General features: G+C 64.5%; 18 protein-coding genes and 1 riboswitch. Of the genes, 10 read left to right on the forward strand and 8 right to left on the reverse strand.

Features of this window, described 5'->3' with window-relative positions:
• Positions 1 to 75: 75 nt before the first annotated feature.
• From E3T47_RS08710 to E3T47_RS08725, 4 genes are read left to right on the forward strand one after another with little or no spacing between them, the layout of a single operon-like run.
• Positions 76 to 1,431: an extracellular solute-binding protein gene (locus E3T47_RS08710; RefSeq protein WP_134555699.1), complete on the forward strand. Its 1,356-nt coding sequence runs from the start codon at positions 76 to 78 to the stop codon at positions 1,429 to 1,431.
• 2 nt (positions 1,432 to 1,433) lie between these two features.
• A complete protein-coding gene (locus E3T47_RS08715) occupies positions 1,434 to 2,369 on the forward strand; it encodes a carbohydrate ABC transporter permease (protein WP_134555700.1) in 936 nt (311 codons plus the stop codon).
• Positions 2,366 to 3,253 carry a carbohydrate ABC transporter permease gene (locus E3T47_RS08720; RefSeq protein WP_134555701.1) on the forward strand — a complete coding sequence of 296 codons (888 nt, stop codon included), beginning with the start codon at positions 2,366 to 2,368 and terminating at the stop codon, positions 3,251 to 3,253. The genes E3T47_RS08715 and E3T47_RS08720 overlap by 4 nt, the downstream gene beginning before the upstream one ends.
• A 7-nt stretch (positions 3,254 to 3,260) precedes the next feature.
• Entirely contained in the window at positions 3,261 to 6,323 is a 3,063-nt protein-coding gene (locus E3T47_RS08725) for an alpha-mannosidase (protein ID WP_134555702.1), read from the forward strand.
• A 90-nt stretch (positions 6,324 to 6,413) separates the two neighbouring features.
• Here the strand turns inward: E3T47_RS08725 and E3T47_RS08730 are convergent, their stop codons facing one another.
• Positions 6,414 to 8,354, reverse strand: a complete 1,941-nt coding sequence (locus E3T47_RS08730; RefSeq protein WP_134555863.1) for an ABC transporter ATP-binding protein — start codon at positions 8,352 to 8,354, stop codon at positions 6,414 to 6,416.
• 87 nt (positions 8,355 to 8,441) lie between these two features.
• Here E3T47_RS08730 and E3T47_RS08735 point away from each other — a divergent pair, with 87 nt between their 5' ends.
• From E3T47_RS08735 to E3T47_RS08745, 3 genes are read left to right on the forward strand one after another with little or no spacing between them, the layout of a single operon-like run.
• Positions 8,442 to 9,368, forward strand: a complete 927-nt coding sequence (locus tag E3T47_RS08735; RefSeq protein ID WP_134555703.1) for an ABC transporter ATP-binding protein — start codon at positions 8,442 to 8,444, stop codon at positions 9,366 to 9,368.
• Positions 9,365 to 10,216 (forward strand): ABC transporter permease, encoded by an 852-nt coding sequence (locus E3T47_RS08740; RefSeq protein WP_134555704.1) that lies wholly within the window; start codon positions 9,365 to 9,367, stop codon positions 10,214 to 10,216. Before E3T47_RS08735 ends, E3T47_RS08740 begins: the two co-directional genes overlap by 4 nt.
• Positions 10,213 to 11,052, forward strand: a complete 840-nt coding sequence (locus tag E3T47_RS08745; RefSeq protein WP_134555705.1) for an ABC transporter permease — start codon at positions 10,213 to 10,215, stop codon at positions 11,050 to 11,052. Before E3T47_RS08740 ends, E3T47_RS08745 begins: the two co-directional genes overlap by 4 nt.
• A gap of 71 nt (positions 11,053 to 11,123) precedes the next feature.
• Here E3T47_RS08745 and E3T47_RS08750 read toward each other — a convergent pair whose 3' ends face one another.
• The 7 genes from E3T47_RS08750 to E3T47_RS08780 all read right to left on the reverse strand — a co-directional run bounded on the left by E3T47_RS08750 (position 11,124) and on the right by E3T47_RS08780 (position 17,766).
• Complete coding sequence (locus E3T47_RS08750) at positions 11,124 to 12,476, reverse strand: MFS transporter (RefSeq protein WP_134555706.1); 1,353 nt, start codon at positions 12,474 to 12,476, stop codon at positions 11,124 to 11,126.
• Between the two features lie 153 nt (positions 12,477 to 12,629).
• On the reverse strand, positions 12,630 to 12,986 hold the full coding sequence (locus E3T47_RS08755) for a hypothetical protein (RefSeq protein ID WP_134555707.1): 357 nt from the start codon (positions 12,984 to 12,986) through the stop codon (positions 12,630 to 12,632).
• Between the two features lie 32 nt (positions 12,987 to 13,018).
• Positions 13,019 to 13,495 (reverse strand): 6,7-dimethyl-8-ribityllumazine synthase, encoded by a 477-nt coding sequence (ribH, locus tag E3T47_RS08760; protein WP_134555708.1) that lies wholly within the window; start codon positions 13,493 to 13,495, stop codon positions 13,019 to 13,021.
• Positions 13,495 to 14,754 (reverse strand): GTP cyclohydrolase II, encoded by a 1,260-nt coding sequence (gene ribA, locus E3T47_RS08765; protein ID WP_134555709.1) that lies wholly within the window; start codon positions 14,752 to 14,754, stop codon positions 13,495 to 13,497. Before ribA ends, ribH begins: the two co-directional genes overlap by 1 nt.
• A complete protein-coding gene (locus tag E3T47_RS08770; protein WP_134555710.1) occupies positions 14,751 to 15,425 on the reverse strand; it encodes a riboflavin synthase in 675 nt (224 codons plus the stop codon). The genes ribA and E3T47_RS08770 overlap by 4 nt, the downstream gene beginning before the upstream one ends.
• 9 nt (positions 15,426 to 15,434) lie before the next feature.
• Positions 15,435 to 16,490 carry a bifunctional diaminohydroxyphosphoribosylaminopyrimidine deaminase/5-amino-6-(5-phosphoribosylamino)uracil reductase RibD gene (ribD, locus tag E3T47_RS08775; RefSeq protein WP_241982108.1) on the reverse strand — a complete coding sequence of 352 codons (1,056 nt, stop codon included), beginning with the start codon at positions 16,488 to 16,490 and terminating at the stop codon, positions 15,435 to 15,437.
• Between the two features lie 99 nt (positions 16,491 to 16,589).
• Positions 16,590 to 16,733, reverse strand: a riboswitch (FMN riboswitch).
• 58 nt (positions 16,734 to 16,791) lie between these two features.
• Positions 16,792 to 17,766 (reverse strand): sugar-binding transcriptional regulator, encoded by a 975-nt coding sequence (locus tag E3T47_RS08780; protein ID WP_134555711.1) that lies wholly within the window; start codon positions 17,764 to 17,766, stop codon positions 16,792 to 16,794.
• A gap of 122 nt (positions 17,767 to 17,888) precedes the next feature.
• On the opposite strand from E3T47_RS08780, the gene E3T47_RS08785 reads away from it, so the two are divergent.
• The 3 genes from E3T47_RS08785 (at position 17,889) to glpK (ending at position 22,163) form a co-directional block, all read left to right on the forward strand.
• Entirely contained in the window at positions 17,889 to 19,622 is a 1,734-nt protein-coding gene (locus E3T47_RS08785) for a glycerol-3-phosphate dehydrogenase/oxidase (protein ID WP_134555712.1), read from the forward strand.
• Positions 19,623 to 19,806: 184 nt separating this feature from the next.
• Positions 19,807 to 20,541 carry an MIP/aquaporin family protein gene (locus E3T47_RS08790; protein ID WP_134555865.1) on the forward strand — a complete coding sequence of 245 codons (735 nt, stop codon included), beginning with the start codon at positions 19,807 to 19,809 and terminating at the stop codon, positions 20,539 to 20,541.
• 107 nt (positions 20,542 to 20,648) lie between these two features.
• Entirely contained in the window at positions 20,649 to 22,163 is a 1,515-nt protein-coding gene (gene glpK, locus E3T47_RS08795; protein WP_134555713.1) for a glycerol kinase GlpK, read from the forward strand.
• The last annotated feature ends 65 nt before the right edge of the window (positions 22,164 to 22,228 follow it).

Raw genomic sequence — 22,228 nt, forward strand, 5'->3', positions numbered from 1 at the left:
ATTTATTATTACCACGTATAAGGCCACATGGCTGGCAGCTGCCCGTGGGGGGCATCTTCGGAGCAAAGGAGTACCATGCGTAGCAACGTACGTCTCGCAGTGTCCGTGTTGGCAGTGACCTCGATGGTCGCGCTGGTCGGCTGCTCGACAGCCGCAGATGGCGACGGTGGCACGCAGACCCTGAAGATCGTGTACCAGGAGACCGATTCCTTCACCGCACTCGACACCCTCTTCACGAAGATCAAACCGGAATTCGAGGCATCTCATGACGGTGTCACCGTGGAGTTGCAGCCGATCCAGGCGAATGATGACGACTACTCCACGAAGCTCGCGCTGTCGCAGCAGTCGGGCGAGACAGCACCGGACGTCTTCTATGAAGACACCTTCCGTCTGCGCTCCGACATCGACGCTGGCTATCTGCTCAACCTAGATGAGCACGTCGCCGGCTGGGACGACTGGTCGCAGTTCAACGAAGGAGCCAGGGCTGCGGGTATGGGTGATGACGGCAGCATCTACGCGGTTCCCCTCGGAACCGATACTCGCGCCATCTGGTATAGCAAGCCGGTGTTCCAAGCCGCAGGGATAGCCGTCCCGTGGCAGCCGGAGACCTGGGACGATATCCTCCAAGCCGCGCGTGCCATCCAGGACAGTCAGGCGGGCGTCGTGCCATTCAACATGTACGCGGGCAAAGGCACCGGCGAGGGCACCGTCATGCAGAGCTTCTACGAGCTGTTGTACGGGACTGGCGACCAGCTCTACAACGAAGACGAGCAGAAATGGGTTGTCGGCTCCGAGGGATTCAAGGATTCGCTCGGATTCCTCAAGACGCTCTACGACGAAAAACTTGCCGTGACTCCCGCCGAGGCACTTGACGCCAATGTCTGGAAGAAGGTCTTCGGCGAACTCTTTCCGCAGGGCAAACTCGGCGGTACGGTCGAGGGCTCGTATACCCCGTCATTCTGGCAGGAGGGCGGCTCCTACGCCTGGCCCGAATACGTCGACGACATGGGCGTCGCAGCCTTTCCCACCCAGAACGGGGACGCCCCGCAGGGCGTGAGTATGTCGGGCGGCTGGACTCTTGCCGTCGGAGCCAAGACTGAGAACGCCGACCTCGCATTCGAATTTCTCACTCTCGCGCTCAATCGGGAGAACGCACTCTGGTACGACATCAACAACTCGCAGATCGCGGTGCGAGCGGATGTTGCGAGCGAACCCAGCTACCTCGAGGCTAATCCGTTCGTGGCAGCGGTCACGGATCTCGTCTCGGTGACGCACTTCCGGCCGGCGACATCGGATTACCCGAAGATCTCCGCTGAGGTGCAGGCCGCAACGGAAGCGGTCATCACGGGGCAGCTCAGCGTTGACGACGCGGCGGCCGCCTATGACGCGGCCGTGGAAGGTATCGTCGGTTCAGACAAGGTCACCGACTAAAGATGACCGCGGAGCTGATCGTACCTGCCCCGGCGGGTTCGGCGCCCGCCGGGCGGGCCGGTCGGCGGCACAAGCCTGCGACGCCTTGGCGGCTGCTACCGGTCGTGCCGGCAATCGTGTTGTTGCTGATTTTCCTCGCCGGACCAGTCGTCTGGTCGTTCTACGGTTCCTTCACCAACGCGTCGCTCACCGGTGTGAACGCACAAAATCCGGCTTGGATCGGGTTCGACAACTATCTGCGGCTGTTCTCCGATCCGGTCTTCCCGCTCTCGCTCGGACTCACCGTGGTGTTCGTGTTGGCGTCGGCGATCATCGGACAGAACTTCCTCGGCCTCGGCATCGCCCTGCTCATGAACCGTGCCCATCGCTTTGTGGCTGGCGTGGTCGGCACCTGCGTCGTTGCGGCCTGGGTTCTGCCCGAGATCGTGGCGGCTTTCGTGGCCTACGCCTACTTCAGCCAGGACGGCACGCTCAACCAACTGCTCAACGCGCTCGGTATGACCGGCCCGAACTGGCTCTACAGCTTTCCGATGCTCGCCATCGTGCTCGCCAACGTCTGGCGGGGCACCGCGTTCTCCATGATGGTTTACCGGGCAGCACTCAACGATGTGCCGATCGAGATCACCGAGGCGGCAATGATCGATGGTGCCGGTGGTGCCAAACGCCTGTTCCTGATCACCATCCCGATGATCAGATCGAGCATCACCACCAACCTCATGTTGATCACCTTGCAAACGTTGTCGGTGTTCACCCTGGTCTGGGTGATGACCGCTGGCGGTCCCGGCAACCAGAGCACGATCCTGCCGGTGATGGCTTTTCAAGAGGCCTTCCGGTTCAGCGACATCGGCTACGGCACGGCGATCGCGACCGTGATGCTTCTCATCGGCGCAGTCTTCTCCATCGTCTACATTCGCGCGCTGCGCCCGAGTAAGGGATGAGGGTGACTATTCTCCCGGCGGTGACCCCGGTTTCGACGCGATTAGCAGCATCCGTCGCCTCCCCGAACAAAGCGGTGAGTGCGCTCCTCGCCAATGGAATCCTCGTGCTCATCGCGCTGTGTTTTCTGCTGCCGCTAGCCTGGCTGGTGCTGGCCTCGATTGATGAGCGGGCGAGCTATCAGACGCAGCTTCCGACGGCGCTCTCGCTGGAAAATTTTCGGGCAGTGCTTACCCCCGACCTGACCTTTCGGCCGCTCTGGAACAGTTTCTTGCTGTCGGCGGGCGCGTCGGTCGTCACCGTGGTGACGTCCATTCTCGCCGCATATCCGCTCTCCCGATATTCGACCCGCTTCAACAAGCCCTTCATGTATTCCATTCTGTTCGGGACCTGCCTACCGATCACGGCGATCATGGTTCCCGTCTACAGCCTGTTCGTGCGGTTGCAGCTGATCGATTCGATGGGTGCCACAATTTTATTCATGGCGGCAACCTCACTGCCGATGGCCATCTGGATGACCAAGAATTTCATGGATTCGGTACCGATCGGCCTTGAAGAAGCCGCATGGGTCGATGGGGCGAGCGCCATGACAGCGTTGCGTCGCATCGTCGTGCCGCTGATGCGACCGGGCCTCGGGGTGGTCTTCATTTTCGTGTTCATCCAGGCCTGGGGAAACTTCTTTGTGCCCTTCATCCTGTTGCTGTCGCCGAGTAAACAGCCGGCTGCGGTGAGCATTTACAGCTTCTTCGGACAGTTCGGGGCGATTGCCTACGGCCAACTCGCGGCGTTCTCGATGCTTTATTCTGTTCCGGTAATACTTCTCTACGCACTCGTTTCGCGCGGCATGGGAGCCTCCTTCTCCATGTCGGGCGCGATCAAAGGTTAGGGCCAGCATGCATGACGACAGCGCACTCGTCGAGGCTCGGCTGAATCGGTTCGTTCGCGAACGGCTTCAGCCGGCGATCTATCGGGCAACCTCCCCACTCACGGTTACCGCCTGGATGGCGCCGGGGGAGCCGGTCTCGTTTGCCGAGGCGGTCTCGCATCCGTTCACGCCGTTCGAGGTGGGCGAGGCGTGGGGTCGACCGTGGGGGACCGTGTGGTTCCACCTCACCGGAATCGTGCCGCCGGGGTGGGGCGACGCCGCCGACACGCGCATCGAGGTCGTCATTGACCTGGGGTTTACGACCGCCGTGCCGGGGTTCCAGGCCGAGGGCACCGCATACAGTCCGGATGGTCGACTTATCAAGGGCGTGGAATCCTTGAACCGTACGGTCAGTGTTACCGGCAGCACCATCGACCTCTACGTTGAGGCCGCCGCCAACCCCAACATCGCCGCCGACTTCAGTTTCACTCCGACCCGATTGGGGGATATCGACACCGCCGGGAGCGCGCCCATCTATTCGCTGCGGCAAGCGGATGTCGCCCAGCGCGACACACAGGCCTGGCAGCTCGTGCAAGACGTCTTCGCCCTGGACGGCCTGCGCCTCGAGCTGCCGGCCGCGTCGCCGCGGCGGGCGAATATTTTGCGCGCCCTGGAACGTTGTCTCGATCTGCTCGACCCCGACGATGTGGGCGGTACCGCTGCGGCCGGCCGGGCCGAGCTGGCCGAGGTGCTCGCGAGCCCGGCCAATGCTAGTTCGCACCGGGTGCACGCGGTGGGACACGCGCACATTGACAGCGCCTGGCTCTGGCCGGTGCGCGAGACCGTACGCAAGGTCGCCCGCACCTTCTCCAATGTGCTCGATTTGATCGACCGGCACCCTGATTTTGTGTTCGCGGCCTCGTCGGCGCAGCAATACGCCTGGCTGAAAGACCACTATCCGCAGCTGTTTGAGCGCGTGAAGCGCGCTGTCGCGGCCGGCAACTTCGTACCGGTCGGCGGTATGTGGGTCGAATCCGACACCAACATGCCCGGCGGGGAAGCGCTTGCCCGGCAGTTCCTGGCGGGCAAACAGTTCTTTATGCGCGAGTTCGGGGTGGAACCCCTCGAAGTGTGGCTGCCCGACTCGTTCGGCTACTCGGCGGCGCTGCCCCAGATCGTGCGAGCGGCCGGCAGCCGCTGGTTTCTCACCCAAAAGCTGTCCTGGAACGACACGAACCTGTTTCCCCACCACAGTTTTTTATGGGAAGGTCTCGACGGCAGCCGCGTCTTCACGCATTTTCCGCCGGTCGCCGACTACAACGCGCAGCTCTCCGGCCTCGAACTGGCCCGGGCCGAACGGCTGTTCGCGGAGAAGGGTGTGGCGAACACCTCGCTCGTGCCGTTCGGCTGGGGCGACGGCGGCGGCGGGCCGACCGAGGAGATGATCGCCGCAGCCCACCGCACCCGGTCGCTCGAGGGATCGCCCACGGTCGAACTATCGAGCCCGCGGCGCTTCTTCGAGGCGGCGGAGGCGGAGTATGCGGCGCCGCCGGTCTGGTCTGGTGAGTTGTACCTGGAGTTTCATCGCGGCACGCTCACCTCGCAGGCCCACACCAAGCAGGGCAACCGGCGCAGCGAGCACCTGCTGCGGGAGGCCGAATTGTGGGCCACGACGGCGTTCATCCGGGCAGGGACAGAATATCCACGCGCAGCCCTCGAAAACGCGTGGCAGACGGTGTTGCTGCAGCAATTCCACGACATACTTCCGGGGTCGTCGATCGCCTGGGTTCATCGGCAGGCCGAGCGCGAGTATGCGCGGGTCGTGGGGGTGCTGGAGGGCGTGATCGAGGCATCCGTTCGTGCGCTGTGCGGGCCGGGCGACGCTGCCGTCGTGCTGAACGCGGGGCCGTATGCGAGCGCCGGCGTGCCCGCGCTCGGCGGCAGTGTGCACGCCGACGCCACCCCGGCCGATGCAACGCCCACGGAGGTGACGATTTCCCGCACGCCCGAGGGCTGGGTGCTCGCCAACCGGCACGTGGTCGTGACGATCGACATGGACGGACTTTTCACGTCGGTTTACGACCGTCAGCACAACCGCGAGGTGGTGCCCATCGGAGCTCGCGCCAACCTGCTGACGCTGCACCGGGACACCCCCACCGAGTGGGATGCCTGGGATATCGACACCCCGCACGCGCGCCTGTTCGAGGCGCTCACCGATGCCGATTCGGTTGAGAAGCTCGAACAGCTTCCGGTCGGTCGGGTCGGTGTGCGCGTCATCCGGCGGTTTGGGGCTTCCTCGCTCACCGAAGAGGTGACGCTCGCGGACGATTCGACCGCCATCGACCTCACGTTCACGATCGACTGGCACGAGCGGCAGAAGCTGCTGCGGCTGAACTTCGCGCTCGACGTCAAGGCCGATCAGGCAGCCTCCGAGATTCAGTTCGGTCATATTTTCCGCCCAACGCATGCGAACACCTCCTGGGATGCTGCCCGCTTCGAGACTGTCGCCCACCGCTGGGTGCACGTCGGTGAGCCCGGCTTCGGCGTGGCGGTCGCCAACGATTCCACCTACGGCCACACCATCATGCGCACCGTCTTCTCTGCTTCAAAAACGGATGCTGCACCCCGCGCCGGCACCACAGTGTCGCTGTCCCTGCTGCGCGCCCCGCTCTATCCCGATCCGAGTGCCGACCAAGGCCGCCATGAACTGCGGCTGACCGTGCGTGTGGGAGCGAATATTCCCGATGCGATATCTGAGGGCTATCGGCTGAACCTGCGGCTGCGCACGCTGACCGGCATGGGCGCAACGCCGATCGAGCCGCTAGTCACAGCCAACAATCCCGCCGTCGTCATCGAGGCGGTCAAGCTGGCCGAAGACGGCAGCGGAGACGTGATTGTGCGGGTCTACGAGGCGCACGGAACCCGGGTCCACGCCCGGGTCATCCGCTCGTTCAGCGCCGTCGAGGCGTACGAGACCGACCTGCTCGAACGCCGCGTCGCCCCGGCCGCTCTGATCGCAACGGAAGACGCCGCCCTGACGCTGGAATTGCGCCCGTTCCAGCTGCTGACTCTGCGCTATCGGCTCACGTGACGCCGGTATATTTTTTCGACACGCCGTAACCCCATGGAGATCGACACGACGTGTCGCATTTCTCCCGGTATCACGTACCGGCGCAGCGGTTTAGACCAACAGCTGGTGTTTGGCCAGGTCGCGATAGAGGGGGGTCGAGACGACGAGCTCGGAGTGCGTGCCCACGCCGACGACCTGCCCGTGGTCGAGCACCACGATCTGGTCGCTATCGACCACGGTCGACAGGCGGTGCGCGATCACGATGAGGGTGCGGTCGGCCGCGACGGCGTCGATGGCCTCGCGCATCATCTGCTCATTCTTGCCGTCGAGGCTCGACGTCGACTCGTCGAGCAACAGAATCGGCGGCGCCGCGAGTAGCGCCCGCGCGATCGCGAGCCGTTGGCGTTCACCACCAGACAGCTTCACGCCCGACTCGCCGACCGCGGCTCCCAGGCCGGCCGGGTCACGGTCAAGCACCTCGCCGAGATTGACCGCGTGCAGCACGGCGATGCACTCGTCGTCGGTGGCGTCGGGGGTCGCAAGGGTGAGGTTGTCGCGCAGCGACCCGGCGAGCACGGGGGCGTCCTGCTCGACATAGCCGATCTGGGCGCGTAGCGCGGTGCGATCCAGCGAGCGGATGTCCAGCCCGCCGAGCCGCACGGTGCCCGCCGAGACATCGTAAAACCGTTCGATCAGGGCCAGGATCGTGCTTTTTCCGGCACCGCTCGGCCCGACGAGCGCCGTGCGCAGCCCGCGCGGAGCGCTGAACGAGACGCCCGTGAGGACCGGGCGATGCTCCGTGGGGGCGGGTGAGTCTGCGGCGTCTGCGGTCGGCTCGGCAGCATCCGTTGGTACAGCATCCGTTGGTACAGCATCTGCCTCGGCGTCGACCTCGACCGGCGCGGCGGCATAGCCGAAGTGCACGTTCTCGAAGCTGATCGCGGGGGACTCGGGGTTGACCTTCTCGTTGGCGGCGCCGACGGTCATGGCGAGTGGGGCGATCTCGCGGTCGAACTGGTCCTCGGCGGGCAGATCGATGATCTCCTGGATGCGGCCGAGCGCACCGAGCGCCGAGTTGACCGAGGTGATCGCGCCGAAGAACTGGCCGAGCGGCATGATCATCATGAATAGAAAGAGGATGAACGCCACCAGGTCGGCGATGGTGATGGCGTCGCTCGCGACGCGAAAGCCGCCGACGCCGAGCACCACGAGGAACGACACCTGCAGGGCGATGCCGGCGATCGGCACGACGAGGGCGCTGATCTTGGCTACCTGAATGCCCATGCGCCAGGCGCCGCGGGCGTCTTCTTCGATCACGGCGACCTCGCGTTCGGTCGCGTTCGAGGCGCGCACCGTGCGAATGGCGCTGATGGCACGCTCGACGCTGGCCGCGAGGTCACCTACCTTGACCTGGGCCGCCGTGCTGGCGGTGCGTATTCGCCGCGACAGCAGGATGACGGTGACCACCGACACCGCGATCACGAGTACGGTCAGGCCGAGCAGCACCGGGTCGATGATGAGCATCGCCACGAGCGCGCCGATGAAGGTGAGCGACCCGCCGATCGCTTCAACCAGGCCCTGGGTGAGAACCGCGCGCAGCAGGGTTGTGTCGCTGCCGACGCGGGAGACGAGGTCGCCGGTGCGGCGTGCGTCGAACTCGCTGATCGGCAGGCGCAGCAGGCGTCCGACCAGTTTGCGGCGGCTGGAAAGTACGACGCCCTCGCCGGTGCGCTGCAGCAGGTAGTGCTGGTATCCGCTGATCAGGCCCGAAATTACGACGAGCGCGATGAGCACACCGACGAGGGACCCGAGCGGATCGCCGGCCTGCACGATCGTGATGACCTGGCTCACGAGCAGCGGCTGGGCCAGGCTCGCGGCGGCGCCGAGCACGCTCAACACGATGACGACACTCAGCACCTTCTTGTGCTCGAACAGGTAGGGCAGAAGCTGGCTGAATTTTGCGCGTGGCCCGGCGGGTGTGGGGCGGCCACGTCGGCCGCGGGGAGGTTTCACAGCGGTCGGCCTAGCGGGTGAAGCAGGAGTTTCAGGCATACGGGTAGCGGTAGTCACTCGTAGATCTTAACCTCCATCGCTGCGAACAATCCCCAATGTCGTCCCTGCGGTCTACAGTGGGGAACTGTGCCAGAGCCTGTTATCGTCACCCGGAATCTCGTCAAGAACTACCGAAATTTCGTCGCCGTTGACGGCCTCAGCTTCGAGGTGGCGCCGGGGGAGTCGTTTGGGTTGCTCGGCCCCAACGGCGCGGGAAAGTCCACGACGATGCGCATGATCGGCGCGGTCTCCACCCGCACGAGCGGCGACCTCGCGGTGCTCGGCCTCGACCCCAACACGTACGGCCCCGAGGTTCGGGCGCAGCTCGGCGTCGTTCCGCAGGAGAACAACCTCGACCTGGAACTGAAGGTGCGGGAGAACCTACTGGTCTACGGTCGGTACTTCGGACTGCCGCGCGCCCGAGTGGCCAGCCGCGCCGACGAACTGCTCGAGTTCGCCCAGCTCGCCGACAAGGCCTCGGCCAAGGTCGACGACCTCTCCGGTGGAATGAAACGCCGCCTCACCATCGCCCGGGCCCTCATCAACGAGCCGCGCATCCTGCTGCTCGACGAACCGACAACCGGCCTCGATCCGCAGGCGCGCCACATTCTCTGGGACCGCCTGTTTCGCCTGAAGGAGCAAGGCACGACCCTGCTTCTCACCACCCACTACATGGACGAAGCGGAACAGCTCTGCGACCGCCTTATCGTCGTCGACCAGGGGCGCATCATGGCCGAGGGTTCCCCGGCTGATCTCATTCGTCGCTATTCCTCGCGCGAAGTGCTCGAGGTGCGCTTCGGCTCCACCCAGAACGCTGAGGTCGCCGGCCGCATCGAGGGGTTCGGCGAGCGGGTCGACGTGCTGCCCGACCGCATCCTGGTCTACAGCGACAGCGGTGAGAAAGAATTAGAGCGGATGACCGCAGCCGGCCTCCGCCCGATCACCAGCCTCGTGCGCCGCTCCAGCCTCGAAGACGTGTTCCTGCGGCTTACCGGCAGAAACCTGATCGAATGAGTGACGTGAGCGACAGCATCCGCTCGCAGGCGCTGACGGCGGCCGTCGCGCAGGCTGAGCGCACCCGGCGCTTTGGCAGTTGGTACGTGGCCGAGCACCGGTTTCGGATCATGCGGTCGTACGCCCAGACCGTGCTGTTCACCGCGATCGGCAGCCCGCTGGTCTACCTCTATGCGATGGGGGTGGGGCTGGCCAGCCTGGTTGACGGCAACCTCGGTGCCAACGCCGTCAACGGGGTGGGCTACCTCGCGTTTCTGGCCCCGGCGCTGCTGGCGAGTAGCGCGATCGCGGTCGCGTCCGAGGAATTCACCTACCCGGTCATCCTCGGCTTCAAGTGGAATCCGACGTTCTTCGGCATGAATGCGAGCTCGATCCAACCCGGCCAGATCATCAACGGCATCGTTATCTCGGTCGCGGCGCGCATGCTGCTGACCTGCGCCATTTTCTACGTCTTTATGCTGGTCTTCGGTGCGGTACCGGGCCCGCTCGGGTTCATCTCGGTGCTGGTGGCGCTGCTCACCGGCCTGGCTTTCGGTGCCCTAGTGATGGCCTACACGGCCACCCTCAAAGACGACACCGGCCAACTCGCCATGGTGCAGCGCTTCGTGATCCTGCCGATGACCTTGTTCTCCGGCACGTTCTTTCCACTCGACGTGCTGCCGCCGTACCTGCAGTGGATCGGCTGGATCTCGCCGCTCTGGCACGGCACCGAACTGTCCCGGGTCTTCGCCTATGGCTTGTCGGAGCCGATCTGGCTGAGCGTCGTGCACGCGGTGTACCTGACGGTGCTGTTGGTGATCGGCTGGATTTGGGCTCGCCGCCTGACCGTCAGGAGATTGAACAAATGACCGGGCCGCAGCTGTCCCCGTCGACGATCGCGGCATCCGCTCGCCCGCCGCGCCCGTTCGGAAGCCTGTATGCCGGCAATGCGCGCAGTGTGATGGCGCGCGGCTGGCGGGCGACCCGCAGCACCAACGCGCTCGTCGTGCTCAGCGGAATCGTCGAGCCCATCTTCTACCTGCTGTCGATGGGCCTCGGCCTCGGGGCCCTGATCGGCCAGGTGCAGACCGAAGACGGCCAGACCGTGACCTATGCGGCGTTCATCGCACCCGCCCTGCTCGCCGTCGCCGCGATGAACGGTGCCATCTACGATTCGACCTGGAATGTGTTCTTCAAGATGCAGTTCGCCAAGCTCTACGAGGGCATGCTGGCGACCTCGCTCGGCCCGCTCGACGTAGCGCTCGGCGAGATCTCGCTCGCCCTGGCACGCGGACTGCTCTATGCGACCGGCTTTTTGCTCGTCATGCAGGCGTTGGGGCTCAACCTGTCGTGGTGGGCTCTGCTCGCCCTGCCGGCGGTGTTGCTCATCGCGTTCGGTTTCGCGAGCGTCGGCATGGCGGTCACGAGCTATATGAAGACGTTCCAGCAGATGGACTGGATCAACTTCGTGCTGCTGCCGATGTTTCTGTTCTCGGCCACGTTCTATCCGCTCAGCGTCTACCCGCCGGGCATCCAGTACGTGATCCAGGCCTTGCCGCTCTGGCACGGCGTTGAACTGGTGCGCGCCCTGACCACGGGGCAGGTCGACCCGGGGCTGCTGTGGCACGTGCTCTACTACGCGGTGATGATCGTGGTCGGCTTGGCTGCGACAACGCGCCGTCTGCGCGCACTCTTCCTCAACTAGCACGCGAAAACGGGTGAACGGTTGCCACGACCGATTCGAAGCAGCCATTCACCACTCTCGCGATCAAGCAGTTAGCGGTGCAGGTCGAGGTCTTTGGTTTCGCGGCTCAGGACCAGGGCGACCAGGGTGATGGCGCCCATGATCGAGAGGTAGATGCCGACCCAGAACGGGCTTCCCCCGCCGACCGTCCAGAGCCAGACGGCAATGAACGGGGCCACGGCAGCGCCCAGAATCGAGCTGACGTTGTAGGCGAAGGCCGAGCCGGTGTAGCGCACGCTGGTCGGGAACAGCTCGGGCAGCAGTGCGCCCATCGGTCCGAAGGTCATACCCATGAGCGAGAAGCCGACGATGAGGAACAGCATCACGCCCGGGAATCCAGCGCCGAGCAGAGGCACGAAGAGGAAACCGAACACGATGATGAACAGTGTCACGATGATGAGCGTCTTGCGACGTCCATGCTTGTCGGCCCACGGGCCCGAGGCGAGGGTGAAGATTCCGAAGAACACCACTCCGGCAATCATCATGAGAATGAAGGTGTTGTAGGTGAAACCGAGTCCGGGCAACGGGGCATCCGTTGCGGCGCGACCGTAGCTGAGCGTGAACGTGGTCATCAGGTAGAACAGAACGTAGGTCGCGAGCATGATGAACGTGCCGAGGATGAGTTCACGCCAGTTTGACTTGAACACCGCCGCGAGCGGCAGCTTCTCGACCCGGTCGGCCTTGACGACCTTGGTGAAGACATCGCTTTCGACCAGGCGCAGCCGCACCCAGAGTCCGACGATGACCATCACGGCCGAGAACAGAAACGGGATGCGCCAGGCCCACTCGAGAAAGGCCTCGGACGGGCGGGTCGGGTCGGTTGACGGCAGCGCGAGGGCGAGGCCAAGGAACAGCCCGTTGGCAATGATGAAGCCGAGCGGGGCGCCGACCTGCGGGAAGGTGCCGTACCAGGCTCGTTTGCCGACCGGGGCGTTCTCGGTGGCGACGAGGGCCGCGCCACTCCACTCGCCGCCGAGGGCGAAGCCCTGGGCGAGGCGCAGGATGACGAGCATCAGCGGTGCCCACCAGCCGATCATGGCGTAGGTCGGAAGCAGGCCGATCAGGAAGGTCGCGATTCCCATCGTGAGCAGCGCTCCGACCAGGGTGGCTTTGCGGCCCTTGCGGTCACCGAAGTGGCCGAAGAACAGTGCGCCGATCGGGCGGGCGACCATGGCGGCGCCGAAGACGGCGAAGGAGGCGAGCAGCGCGGTGGTTTCGTTGCCGGTGGGAAAGAACAGGTGCGGGAAGACCAGGACCGCGGCCGTCGCGTAGACGTAGAAGTCGTAGAACTCGATGGTCGTGCCGATGAGGCTCGCCATGATGACGCGGCTCTTTGGGTTGAGAGGTGTCGTCGGCGTCGAAACTGATGCTGTGCTTGTGGACATGAGGGTGGAACGCTCCGAAAGGATGGCTGAGCGCCAACGAAACCCGCAAGTCGATCTGACTTCCCGCGGAAGCGTTCACGCACGAATGATGGTGTGGCCGTGTGTAGAGGTCACACAGCACCCTACCCCCGGGGCCATCTCCTGCTAAATCAGTTACTTCCAGAGCACCGCAATGACAACGTTCGCGAAGGTCAGGGCGCCGATAGCCCAGAGCACGAGTGACGACACGCTCGGCTTCTTTCGGTTGACGATCACGAGCACGGTGATGACGATGAGAACGAGCAGCTTGACGCCGATTTTGGCGTTGTCGATGTGGCCGAGTGAGCCCATCTCGATGACGCCGACGAGCAGAACACCGGTGACCAACTGGGTCAGCGCGCCGTGGAACATTGCGGCGACGATCGTTCCCTTGCCGGCAATGATCGGCTTGATCTGCACGAGAAAGCCGCCGAGCAGCGAGGCGAGGCCGACGAAGTGCAGAATGAGCAGAATATTGCGTAGAAGGTCCATGCATTCAGCCTAGGCACTCACGTGCGCCGCGATTACCCGATGTGTCCGCGCAGCTGACGCAGCACCAGGGCGGTGGCCAGGGCAGCGGATGCCGCCTCCTCACCCTTGTCTTCTTTCGAACCGGGAAGTCCGGCGCGGTCGAGGCCCTGCTGTTCGTCGTCGATGGTCAGCACGCCGAAGCCGACCGGCTTGCCGGTGTCGAGGGCGACGCGAGTGAGGCCATCCGTTGCCGCATTCGAGACGAACTCGAAGTGGGGGGTGCCGCCGCGAATGATCACGCCGAGGGCGATGACCGCGTCGGCCCCGTTTTCGAGCGCGACCTTGCAGGCAACGGGCAGTTCGAAGCTGCCCGGAACGCGCACGAGTGAGAATTCGGTGTGGCTGGCCTGCAGTACCCGGGTGGCGCCGGCGATGAGACCGTCGGTGATCACGTCGTGCCACAGTCCGGCCACGATCACGACCCGCAAGCCCCGTCCGTCAACATTGATGGTGGGTCCTGTTCCAGCCATTAGGCGATTCCATTCATGATTTCGGTGTTCGTGATGTGGTGACCCATCCGGTCACGCTTGGTCGCGAGGTACTCCTCATTGAATTCGCCGATACCGACGACGAGCGGCACCCGTTCGGTCACGACAACGCCGTGCAGCTCGAGCTGACGCACCTTCTCGGGATTGTTGGTGAGCAGTCGCACCGACGTCAATCCCAGATCGTGCAGGATGCTGGTGGCCGCGCCGTAATCGCGACTGTCAATGGGCAGTCCGAGAGCAACGTTGGCGTCGAGGGTGTCGAGGCCGTCCTCCTGCAGCGCGTAGGCCCGCAGCTTGTTGGTGAGGCCGATGCCGCGCCCCTCCTGACCGCGCAGGTAGACGACCACTCCGCCTTCCTCCTGGATGATGTCAAGCGAGGCATCGAGCTGCGGTCCACACTCACACTTGAGCGAGCCGAAGGCTTCGCCGGTGAGGCACTCGGAGTGCACCCGTACGATGGCGCCGTTGACCGGGTCGCCGGCGACGAAGGCCACGTGGTCGGCGCCGGTGGAGCGGTCGCGGTAGGCGCGCACCCGGAAGGCACCGTGCCGCGTGGGTACCGTCGTCTCCACCTCGAAGTCGACCCGCGGTGCCTCGATGAGTGGGGCAAGCGTCTGTAGGGCCTCGTCGGGATGGAACTCGTTGAGGTAGCTGATCAAGTCTTTAATAGTGATGACGAGCAGGCCCTCGCGCTCGCCGAGCTCGAGCAGGCCGGGGAGGCGCATCATCTCGCCGTCTTCGGCGACGATCTCGGCGATCGCGGCGACCGGAAACAGGCCGGCCAGTTTCATCAGGTCGACGCCGGCTTCGGTGTGACCACCGCGCTCGCGCACGCCACCATCGCGGGCGCGCAGCGGCAGAATATGGCCGGGGCGGTGCAGACTCGCCGGAGCCGATGCCGGGTCGGCGAGCACCCGCAGGGTGTGGGCGCGGTCGGCGGCGCTGATGCCGGTCGACAGGCGGTCGGCGGCGTCGACGCTCACCGTGTAATTGGTGCCGAGCGGGTCTTCGTTGTTCAGCACCATCACCGGCAGGTCGAGCTGGTCGGCGATCTCGTTGGTCATCGGCGCGCAGATGAACCCGGACGAGTAGCGCACGGTCCAGGCGATCCATTCCTGGGTGGCGAGCTGGGCCGAAATGATGACGTCGCCCTCATTTTCGCGGCCCTCGTCGTCGGCGACGATGACCGGTCGGCCGAGGCGCAGGGCGTCCAGTGCGGAGGGAATGTCGGCGAGACTCATGATGCGCTCCTTGGTGCGGTTGCGTGCTGGGGTTCTGGGGGTGAGGCTTGCGACGGCAGTGCGGCGGCGGAAATAGCCAGCATCCGTTCGATGTGGCGGGCCAGAATGTCGGTTTCGATGTTGACTCGGTCGCCCACGACGAGGCCGCCAAGGGTGGTCGCGGCGAGGGTTTCGGGGATGAGGGAGACCTCGAACCACTGGCTCGCCTCGGTGGCGGGGCTGATGTTGCTCACGGTCAGGGAGACGCCGTCGATGGCGATCGAGCCCTTGTCAACGATGAGCTTGGCAAGCCGGTGGCAGACGTTGAATCGCAGTACTCGCCAAGCCTCGCCGGGCGTGATGGCGAGCACGGTGCTGGTGCCGTCGATGTGGCCCTGCACGATGTGGCCGCCGAGGCGTCCGCCGACGAGGGCGGCGCGTTCGAGGTTGACCGGGGAGCCGATGCGGGCGTCGGACATTGTTGACATGGTCAGGGTCTGCTTCATGACGTCGGCGGTGAAGGTGTCGGGCGTGTGCTCAACCACCGTGAGACAGACGCCCTGTACGGCGATGGAGTCGCCGTGACCGACTCCGTCGACGACGAGCGGGCCTCGGATGGTGAGGCGGGCGGCATCCGCTGTGTGGTCGATACGCTCGATCTGGCCGAGCTCCTCGATGATTCCGGTAAACATGGGTGGTCCTTAGGTCGAAGCGGGTTGGGGCCGGGCCACGATGAGAACGTCGTCGCCGAGCCGGTCGAGAGACTGAATAGAAAGGCGGCGTTGCTCGCCGATTGCGCTCACGCCGATGTCGCCGAGCACCAGTCGGGGCCCGCCGATCAGTGTGGGCGCGAGGTAGATGAGGTATTCGTCGACCAGCGCCGCGGCGACGAAGGCGCTCGCCAGGGTCGGTCCGCCCTCGATGAACACGCTGCGCAGGCCCTGGCCGTGCAGATCGGCGAGCAGGGCTGGCAGATCGAGGCCGTCAAAAAACAACGGTTGTTTCGGGTGCGCGAACAGGGCAGCGGATGTCGGCAGCGCACGACGGCCGACGACCACGGGCACGGGCTGCCGGGCGAGCAGCCCGCCGTCTTCGTTCCGTGCGGTCAGCGCCGGGTCGTCGGCGAGCACGGTGCCGGTACCGACCAGAATCGTGTCGCGGGCCGCGCGGCGTCGGTGCACGTCGAGGCGGGCCGCGGCGCCGGTGATCCACCGGCTGGATCCGTCGGTCGCGGCCGCGCGACCGTCGAGACTCGAGGCCCATTTGAGCGTGACGAATGGGCGGCCGAGGCGGGCGGCAACGAGCCAGTCACCGAGAAATGTTTCGCCTTGCTCGACGATCACGCCGCCTTGCACCTCGATGCCGGCGGCGCGTAGCCGGTCGGCCCCGCCGCAGGAGTGCTTGCCGGGGTCGCTCACGGAGTAGATGACGCGGGCGACGCCGGCGTCGATCAGGGCCTGCGCGCACGGACCGGTGCGGCCGACATGGTTGCACGGTTCGAGGGTGACGACGGCGGTGCTGCCGCGAGCCGCGCCGGGGGCGAGCTTCGCGAGGGCGTCCACCTCGGCGTGCCGACTTCCGGCGCCGCGGTGCCAGCCTTCGGAGAGGGTCTCGCCGTGCCCGTTCAGGATGATGCAGCCGACCTGCGGGTTCACGCCGGTGGCCGGGCCGTGGCCGGCGAGTTCGAACGCGCGACGCATGGCACCCTGTAGGGCTGGACCGGTCAGGCCCGTGCCGACTGCCGCGTTCTCGATCATCCCGCCCTCATCCGTATTGGACGAGCTCCGGGGGTGTGGGTCTGTGCACGGGAAATACCGCACGCAAAATTCCGTTGGTCGGCAGTAGGGGCCAACCAACTCGTGCGCCTCCCGTCCGGACTGTGACCGTCGGTGCTGGAGTTTCACCAGCTCAACCGCTTCGTCCCTCAAACGTTCTCGAGCAACTAACGGGTCGCGGACTTTAACCGCCGGTTCGGAATTACACCGACCCCGGAGCACGTGTTCTATTACTAGTTATAGTGCAACACCCTGCGCTTCAGCGTATTCCGTTCAATATCTGTCAGGCAGTCTCGATCAGGGCGCGGGCGGTGCTTTCGTCGACGAACAGGTCGGTGATGAGCTGTGCGGCGAGGGCTCCGCGCAGGCTCGCGAGCTTGGAGTGCCCCGCCACGACGCAGATGCGGCGCGGGGTTCGACGCAGCACGGTGAAGTCCGGGCCGGTGGAGCGTTCGTTCAAGGCAATGCCGTCGGCCGATCCGTCGGCACGGTAGAACACGGTCGCTACATCGCCGACCACCCTCGCCGCGCTGAGCTCATCGAATTCGGCCTGCTCGAGGTAGCCGCCGGCGTAGACGCGGCTGATCACGCCGGAGAACGGGGAACCGAGGCCGAACAGGGCTATGTCCATGATGGCTTGCATGTCGATCAGGCGGCTGATGCTTCGCTCCCGCCACAGCGCCTGCTTGGTCGCCGGGTTGTCGAAGAATGCGGGCACTGGAAACTGCTGCACGTGCGCGCCGAAGGCTGTTCCGAAACGACCGAGAATCTCACTCGCGTAGCCGAGACCGGTCGTGCGCATGTTTCCGGCGCCGTTGAGTTGCACGATCTGCGAGTTGTGGGTCTGTTTCGGGGTCACGTGCCGGCTGATGGCGTTCATGGTGGAACCCCACGCAATGCCCATAGTCATGTTCGAGTCGAAGTATCGGCCGAGAATTCGTGCAACCGAGAGGGCCACCCGCTCGAGCCGATCGACGTCGCTCGCGCTGTCGGGAACCGGAACAACGTGCGCGGTGATCTGAAATCGGGCCTCGATCTGTTGTTCGAGGTGACTCGGGGCATCCAGCGGAGACTTGATCTGGATGTCGACCAGACCGGTCGCGCGGGCGTGACTGAGCAGGCGAGAGACCGAGGAACGGGAGGTGTGCAGCTCCTGCGCGATGGCATCCATCGTGAGGTCCTGCATGTAGTACAGGTGCGCCGCGGTGAGGGCGTCGCGGTTACGATCGGACTGCACTGGATCGGTATCGACGGTCATTGGACTCCTTGCACGTATGTTCATTCCGGTTGAGAAATTGTGTCGGACTGTCACACTGAATCTATTCATTTGGCTTGCCCCGCGCAAATTGCCGGGCAACCCCCGAGACAGAGGTGACAACAATGTCGTTCTTAAACTCACAGACGTCGGCCGCGATCTCCGATCGTCCGCGCGCCCGGGTGCTCATCATCGGTGCCGGCATCAATGGCATCGCTACCTTCCGCGATCTAGCTCTGCAGGGTGTCGAGGTGGTCATCGTCGAGAAGAACGACTACGTTTCCGGCGCCTCGTCGGCTAGCTCGCACATGATCCATGGCGGCGTGCGCTACCTCGAAAACGGCGAGTTTCGCCTGGTCAAGGAATCGGTCGAGGAACGCAACGGCTTGCTCAAGATCGCGCCGCATTACGTCAAGCCGCTGCAGACGACCATTCCTATCTTTTCCACCTTCTCCGGCGTGATGGCCGCGCCACTGCGGTTCTTCACCCACAAGCAGGGCGCCAAGCATGTTGAGCGTGGGGCCATGCTCATCAAAATCGGGATGATGATCTACGACTCTTTTTCCCGCGACGGCGGCACGGTGCCCCGCCACGAGTTCAAAGGCCGTACGAAAGCGCTCGCTGCCTTACCATTCCTGAACCCCGGCCTCAAATACACGGCCACGTATTACGACGCCGCGATGCACGACCCGGAACGACTCGCCCTCGATGTGCTGCGCGACGGCCTCGACGCCGGACCGCACGCCCGTGCCGCAAACTACCTTGAAGCTGCCGGTATGGACGAAAATGGCGTGCTTTTGCGCAATACGATCACCGGCGAAGAATTCCGATTGCAAGCGGACGTCGTTGTCAACACGAGCGGGCCGTGGACCGACCTCACCAACGACGTCCTGGGCCAGCCGAGTAGCTTCATGGGCGGTACAAAAGGCTCCCACGTGGTGCTCGACAACCCGGAGCTGCTCGCGGCGACCGGTGGCGGCGAGATCTTCTTCGAGCACGAAGACGGCCGCATCGTGTTGATCTACCCGCTCAAGGGCCGCGTTCTGGTCGGTACCACCGACCTTGAGCATGACATGGCCCAGCCGGCGCGCTGCACCGATGACGAAATCGATTATTTCTTCGAACTTATCGCGCACGTTTTTCCAACGGTGCTGGTCAACCGATCCGATATCGTGTTCCGCTTTGCCGGCGTGCGCCCGTTGCCGCGCCACGACGACGAGGCCCCGGGGTTCGTCTCCCGCGACTACCGCATCGAGTCGCGGTCGCTGCCCGGCGCCGCCGACGGCACCCTGCTCAGCCTGGTCGGCGGCAAATGGACCACTTTCCGCGCCCTCGCCGAAAACCTGAGCACCGACATACTCAAGTTGCTCGGCCTGCCGCGAACCGTCTCCACTGAGGGGCTCGCCATCGGCGGAGGTCGTGACTTTCCCGCGACTGAGGCAGCCCGCCAAATCTGGGTCACCGCGCACGGCGACGAGGTCGGCGCTGTCCGTGCGGCAACCCTGCTCTCCCGCTACGGAACACGCGCGAGCGAGCTAATCGACTTTCTGTCCGATTCGACCGGTGAAGCGGATGCCCCGCTCCAGCACAACTCCGCCTACACCCGCCGCGAGATCGAATTCCTGGCTTCTACCGAGAGCGTCGTGCGCCTGATCGACCTGCTGCTGCGCCGCACCAGCATGGCCTTCGTCGGCGCCGTGACCACCCCGCTGATCGAAGAGCTCGCGCTCGTCACTGCCTCCGTTCTCGGCTGGGATGCCGGGCGCCGGGCCGAAGAGATCAAGCTGGCGCGGGGCATCCTGATCGACGAGCACGGGGTTGAACTCGCCCCGGTCAGTGCGCCGGTCATCGATGTCTAGCCCCATCCTCATGCGGTGATTGGCGAGAATCTGCACGAATGTGCAGTGCAAATCGGCCATTCCCGAGCCAAGCGCCGATACATTTTCTACAGAACAACCCGTACGACAGCCGCCCTCGACAACATCGTCAGGTGGTTACAGCCTCATCAGAAGGGTCAATGTGGACAATCTCGGTGTCGTCTTTATGTCAGAGGTCGTGGGAACGGCCATCCTCGTGCTCCTCGGCTGTGGCGTGGTCGCCAACGTCGCACTCGCCAAGAACAAAGGTTTGGGCGGTGGCTTTCTCATGGTCACGATCGGTTGGGGCCTAGCGGTCTACGCCGGTGTGATTGCCGCCTACAACTCCGGTGCCCACCTCAACCCCGCTGTCACGCTCGGCCTCGTCGCGAGCGGTGCCGAAACCTTCGGCTCCGGTGTTCCTGTCAACGTCGCGTCGACGCTCGCTTACATCGGCGCGCAAATGATCGGTGCCATTCTCGGCGCCGTCGTCGTCTGGCTCGCCTACAAGCAGCACTTCGACCAGGAGCCAAACCCGGCCAATAAGCTCGGTGTCTTCTCGACCGGGCCAGCCATCCGCTCCTACGGCTGGAACCTCGTCACCGAGATCATCGGCACCTTCCTGCTCGTTTTTGTGGTCATCGGTTTCGGCCGGAACGGCGACGCCGGCGGCCTGGCCGCCCTCGGCGCGCTGCCGGTGGCCTTGCTCGTGATCGCTATCGGTGCCTCGCTCGGCGGACCGACCGGATACGCTATCAACCCGGCTCGTGACCTCGGCCCTCGCATCGCGCACTTCCTGTTGCCGATCAAAGGCAAGGGATCAAGCGATTGGTCCTACTCCTGGGTTCCCGTTGTCGGCCCCATCATCGGTGGTGTCCTCGCCGGTGCCTCGTCGGGTGTGCTGCTGCCCATCCTGGGGTGAACCTGCCGACATAGGCATAGGCATAGGCATAGGCATAGGCATCCGCATCCACTTTCGTTATCGTTTCAACATCGTATTTCTCACCTGGAATAACAAAGGAGTTACACATGGCCAAGTACGTTCTCGCCATCGACCAGGGAACCACGAGCTCCCGCGCGATCATCTTTGATAAGGCCGGGTCGATCATTTCGACCGGCCAGCTCGAGCACGAACAGATTCTGCCGCAGGCCGGCTGGGTCGAGCACGACCCGAAAGAAATCTGGGACAATACGCGTGAGGCCATCGGCCAGGCGCTGTCCAAGGCAAACATCACCCGCCACGACATCGCATCCGTCGGCATCACCAACCAGCGTGAAACCGCTGTCGTCTGGGACAAGAACACCGGCGTTCCCGTCTATAACGCCATTGTCTGGCAGGACACTCGAACCCAGCCCATTGTCGACCGCCTCGCGGCTGATGGCGGTGTCGAACGCTTTAAAAGCAAGGTCGGCCTGCCCTTGGCCACCTACTTTTCTGGCACTAAAATCGTCTGGATCCTCGAAAACGTGGCGGGAGCACGCGCGAAAGCGGATGCCGGCGACCTCTTGTTCGGCACCACCGATTCTTGGGTGCTGTGGAACCTGACCGGCGGCACCGAGGGCGGCGTGCACGCGACGGATGTCACCAACGCGAGCCGCACCATGTTCATGGACCTGGAGACCCTGCAGTGGGACGACGAGATCCTTCGCATCTTCGACGTGCCAAAGTCGATGCTGCCCGAGATCAGGTCGTCGTCCGAGGTGTACGGCACTGCGAGCGGACACAGCCTGCTGCGCGAGGTGCCAATATCCGGAATCCTCGGCGACCAGCAGGCCGCGACCTTCGGCCAGGCCGCGTTCGACCAGGGCGAGGCGAAGAACACCTACGGCACCGGAAACTTTCTGATCTTCAACACCGGCACCGAGATCGTCCACTCCAAGAACGGCCTGCTCACCACCGTGGGTTACAAGCTCGGCAGCGCCCCGGTGCATTACGCCCTGGAAGGGGCGATCGCGGTCACCGGCTCGCTCGTGCAGTGGATGCGCGACCAGCTCGGCATCATCAAGAACGCCTCCGAGATCGAAGACCTGGCTAAGACGGTCACGGACAACGGTGGGGCCTACTTCGTGCCGGCCTTCTCCGGCTTGTTCGCGCCGTACTGGCGCTCCGATGCCCGTGGCGCCCTCGTCGGTCTCACCCGCTATGTCAACAAGGGCCACATCGCCCGTGCCGCGCTCGAGGCCATTGCCTACCAGACCCGCGAGGTGCTCGACGCGGTCAACGCCGACTCCGGCGTGCCGCTGACCGAACTCAAGGTCGACGGCGGAGCCACGGCGAATGACCTGCTCATGCAGTTCCAGGCCAACATTATCGGCGTTCCCGTCGTGCGCCCGGTCGTTGCCGAGACCACCGCCCTCGGCGCCGCCTATGCGGCCGGCCTCGCGGTCGGCTTCTGGAGCAGTCTCGACGACCTGCGTGCCAACTGGCAGGAAGACGCCCGCTGGGAGCCGTCCATGGACCCGGAAGAGGTCGCCCGTCTGCTGCGTAACTGGAAGAAGGCCGTCACGAAGACCCTCGACTGGGTAGACGAAGACGTGCTCTAACTAGCTCAACCTCGTGGCCCGGCACTCGTCGGTCGAGTAGCCGACCTCCGCCGGGCCACCCGGCA

It is taken from the genome of Cryobacterium ruanii (genome assembly GCF_004404055.1).
Classification (GTDB): Bacteria; Actinomycetota; Actinomycetes; order Actinomycetales; family Microbacteriaceae; genus Cryobacterium; species Cryobacterium ruanii.

Coding starts and splice junctions, on each gene's coding strand:
- E3T47_RS08750 (WP_134555706.1), bottom strand. CDS start 12,476: ATGTCCACAAGCACAGCATCAGTTTCGACGCCGACGACACCTCTCAAC.
- E3T47_RS08730 (WP_134555863.1), bottom strand. CDS start 8,354: ATGCCTGAAACTCCTGCTTCACCCGCTAGGCCGACCGCTGTGAAACCT.
- E3T47_RS08740 (WP_134555704.1), top strand. CDS start 9,365: ATGAGTGACGTGAGCGACAGCATCCGCTCGCAGGCGCTGACGGCGGCC.
- E3T47_RS08755 (WP_134555707.1), bottom strand. CDS start 12,986: ATGGACCTTCTACGCAATATTCTGCTCATTCTGCACTTCGTCGGCCTC.
- E3T47_RS08710 (WP_134555699.1), top strand. CDS start 76: ATGCGTAGCAACGTACGTCTCGCAGTGTCCGTGTTGGCAGTGACCTCG.
- E3T47_RS08745 (WP_134555705.1), top strand. CDS start 10,213: ATGACCGGGCCGCAGCTGTCCCCGTCGACGATCGCGGCATCCGCTCGC.
- E3T47_RS08790 (WP_134555865.1), top strand. CDS start 19,807: ATGTCAGAGGTCGTGGGAACGGCCATCCTCGTGCTCCTCGGCTGTGGC.
- E3T47_RS08770 (WP_134555710.1), bottom strand. CDS start 15,425: ATGTTTACCGGAATCATCGAGGAGCTCGGCCAGATCGAGCGTATCGAC.
- ribH (WP_134555708.1), bottom strand. CDS start 13,495: ATGGCTGGAACAGGACCCACCATCAATGTTGACGGACGGGGCTTGCGG.
- E3T47_RS08785 (WP_134555712.1), top strand. CDS start 17,889: ATGTCGTTCTTAAACTCACAGACGTCGGCCGCGATCTCCGATCGTCCG.
- E3T47_RS08720 (WP_134555701.1), top strand. CDS start 2,366: ATGAGGGTGACTATTCTCCCGGCGGTGACCCCGGTTTCGACGCGATTA.
- ribD (WP_241982108.1), bottom strand. CDS start 16,490: ATGATCGAGAACGCGGCAGTCGGCACGGGCCTGACCGGTCCAGCCCTA.
- E3T47_RS08780 (WP_134555711.1), bottom strand. CDS start 17,766: ATGACCGTCGATACCGATCCAGTGCAGTCCGATCGTAACCGCGACGCC.
- E3T47_RS08715 (WP_134555700.1), top strand. CDS start 1,434: ATGACCGCGGAGCTGATCGTACCTGCCCCGGCGGGTTCGGCGCCCGCC.
- glpK (WP_134555713.1), top strand. CDS start 20,649: ATGGCCAAGTACGTTCTCGCCATCGACCAGGGAACCACGAGCTCCCGC.
- E3T47_RS08725 (WP_134555702.1), top strand. CDS start 3,261: ATGCATGACGACAGCGCACTCGTCGAGGCTCGGCTGAATCGGTTCGTT.
- ribA (WP_134555709.1), bottom strand. CDS start 14,754: ATGAGTCTCGCCGACATTCCCTCCGCACTGGACGCCCTGCGCCTCGGC.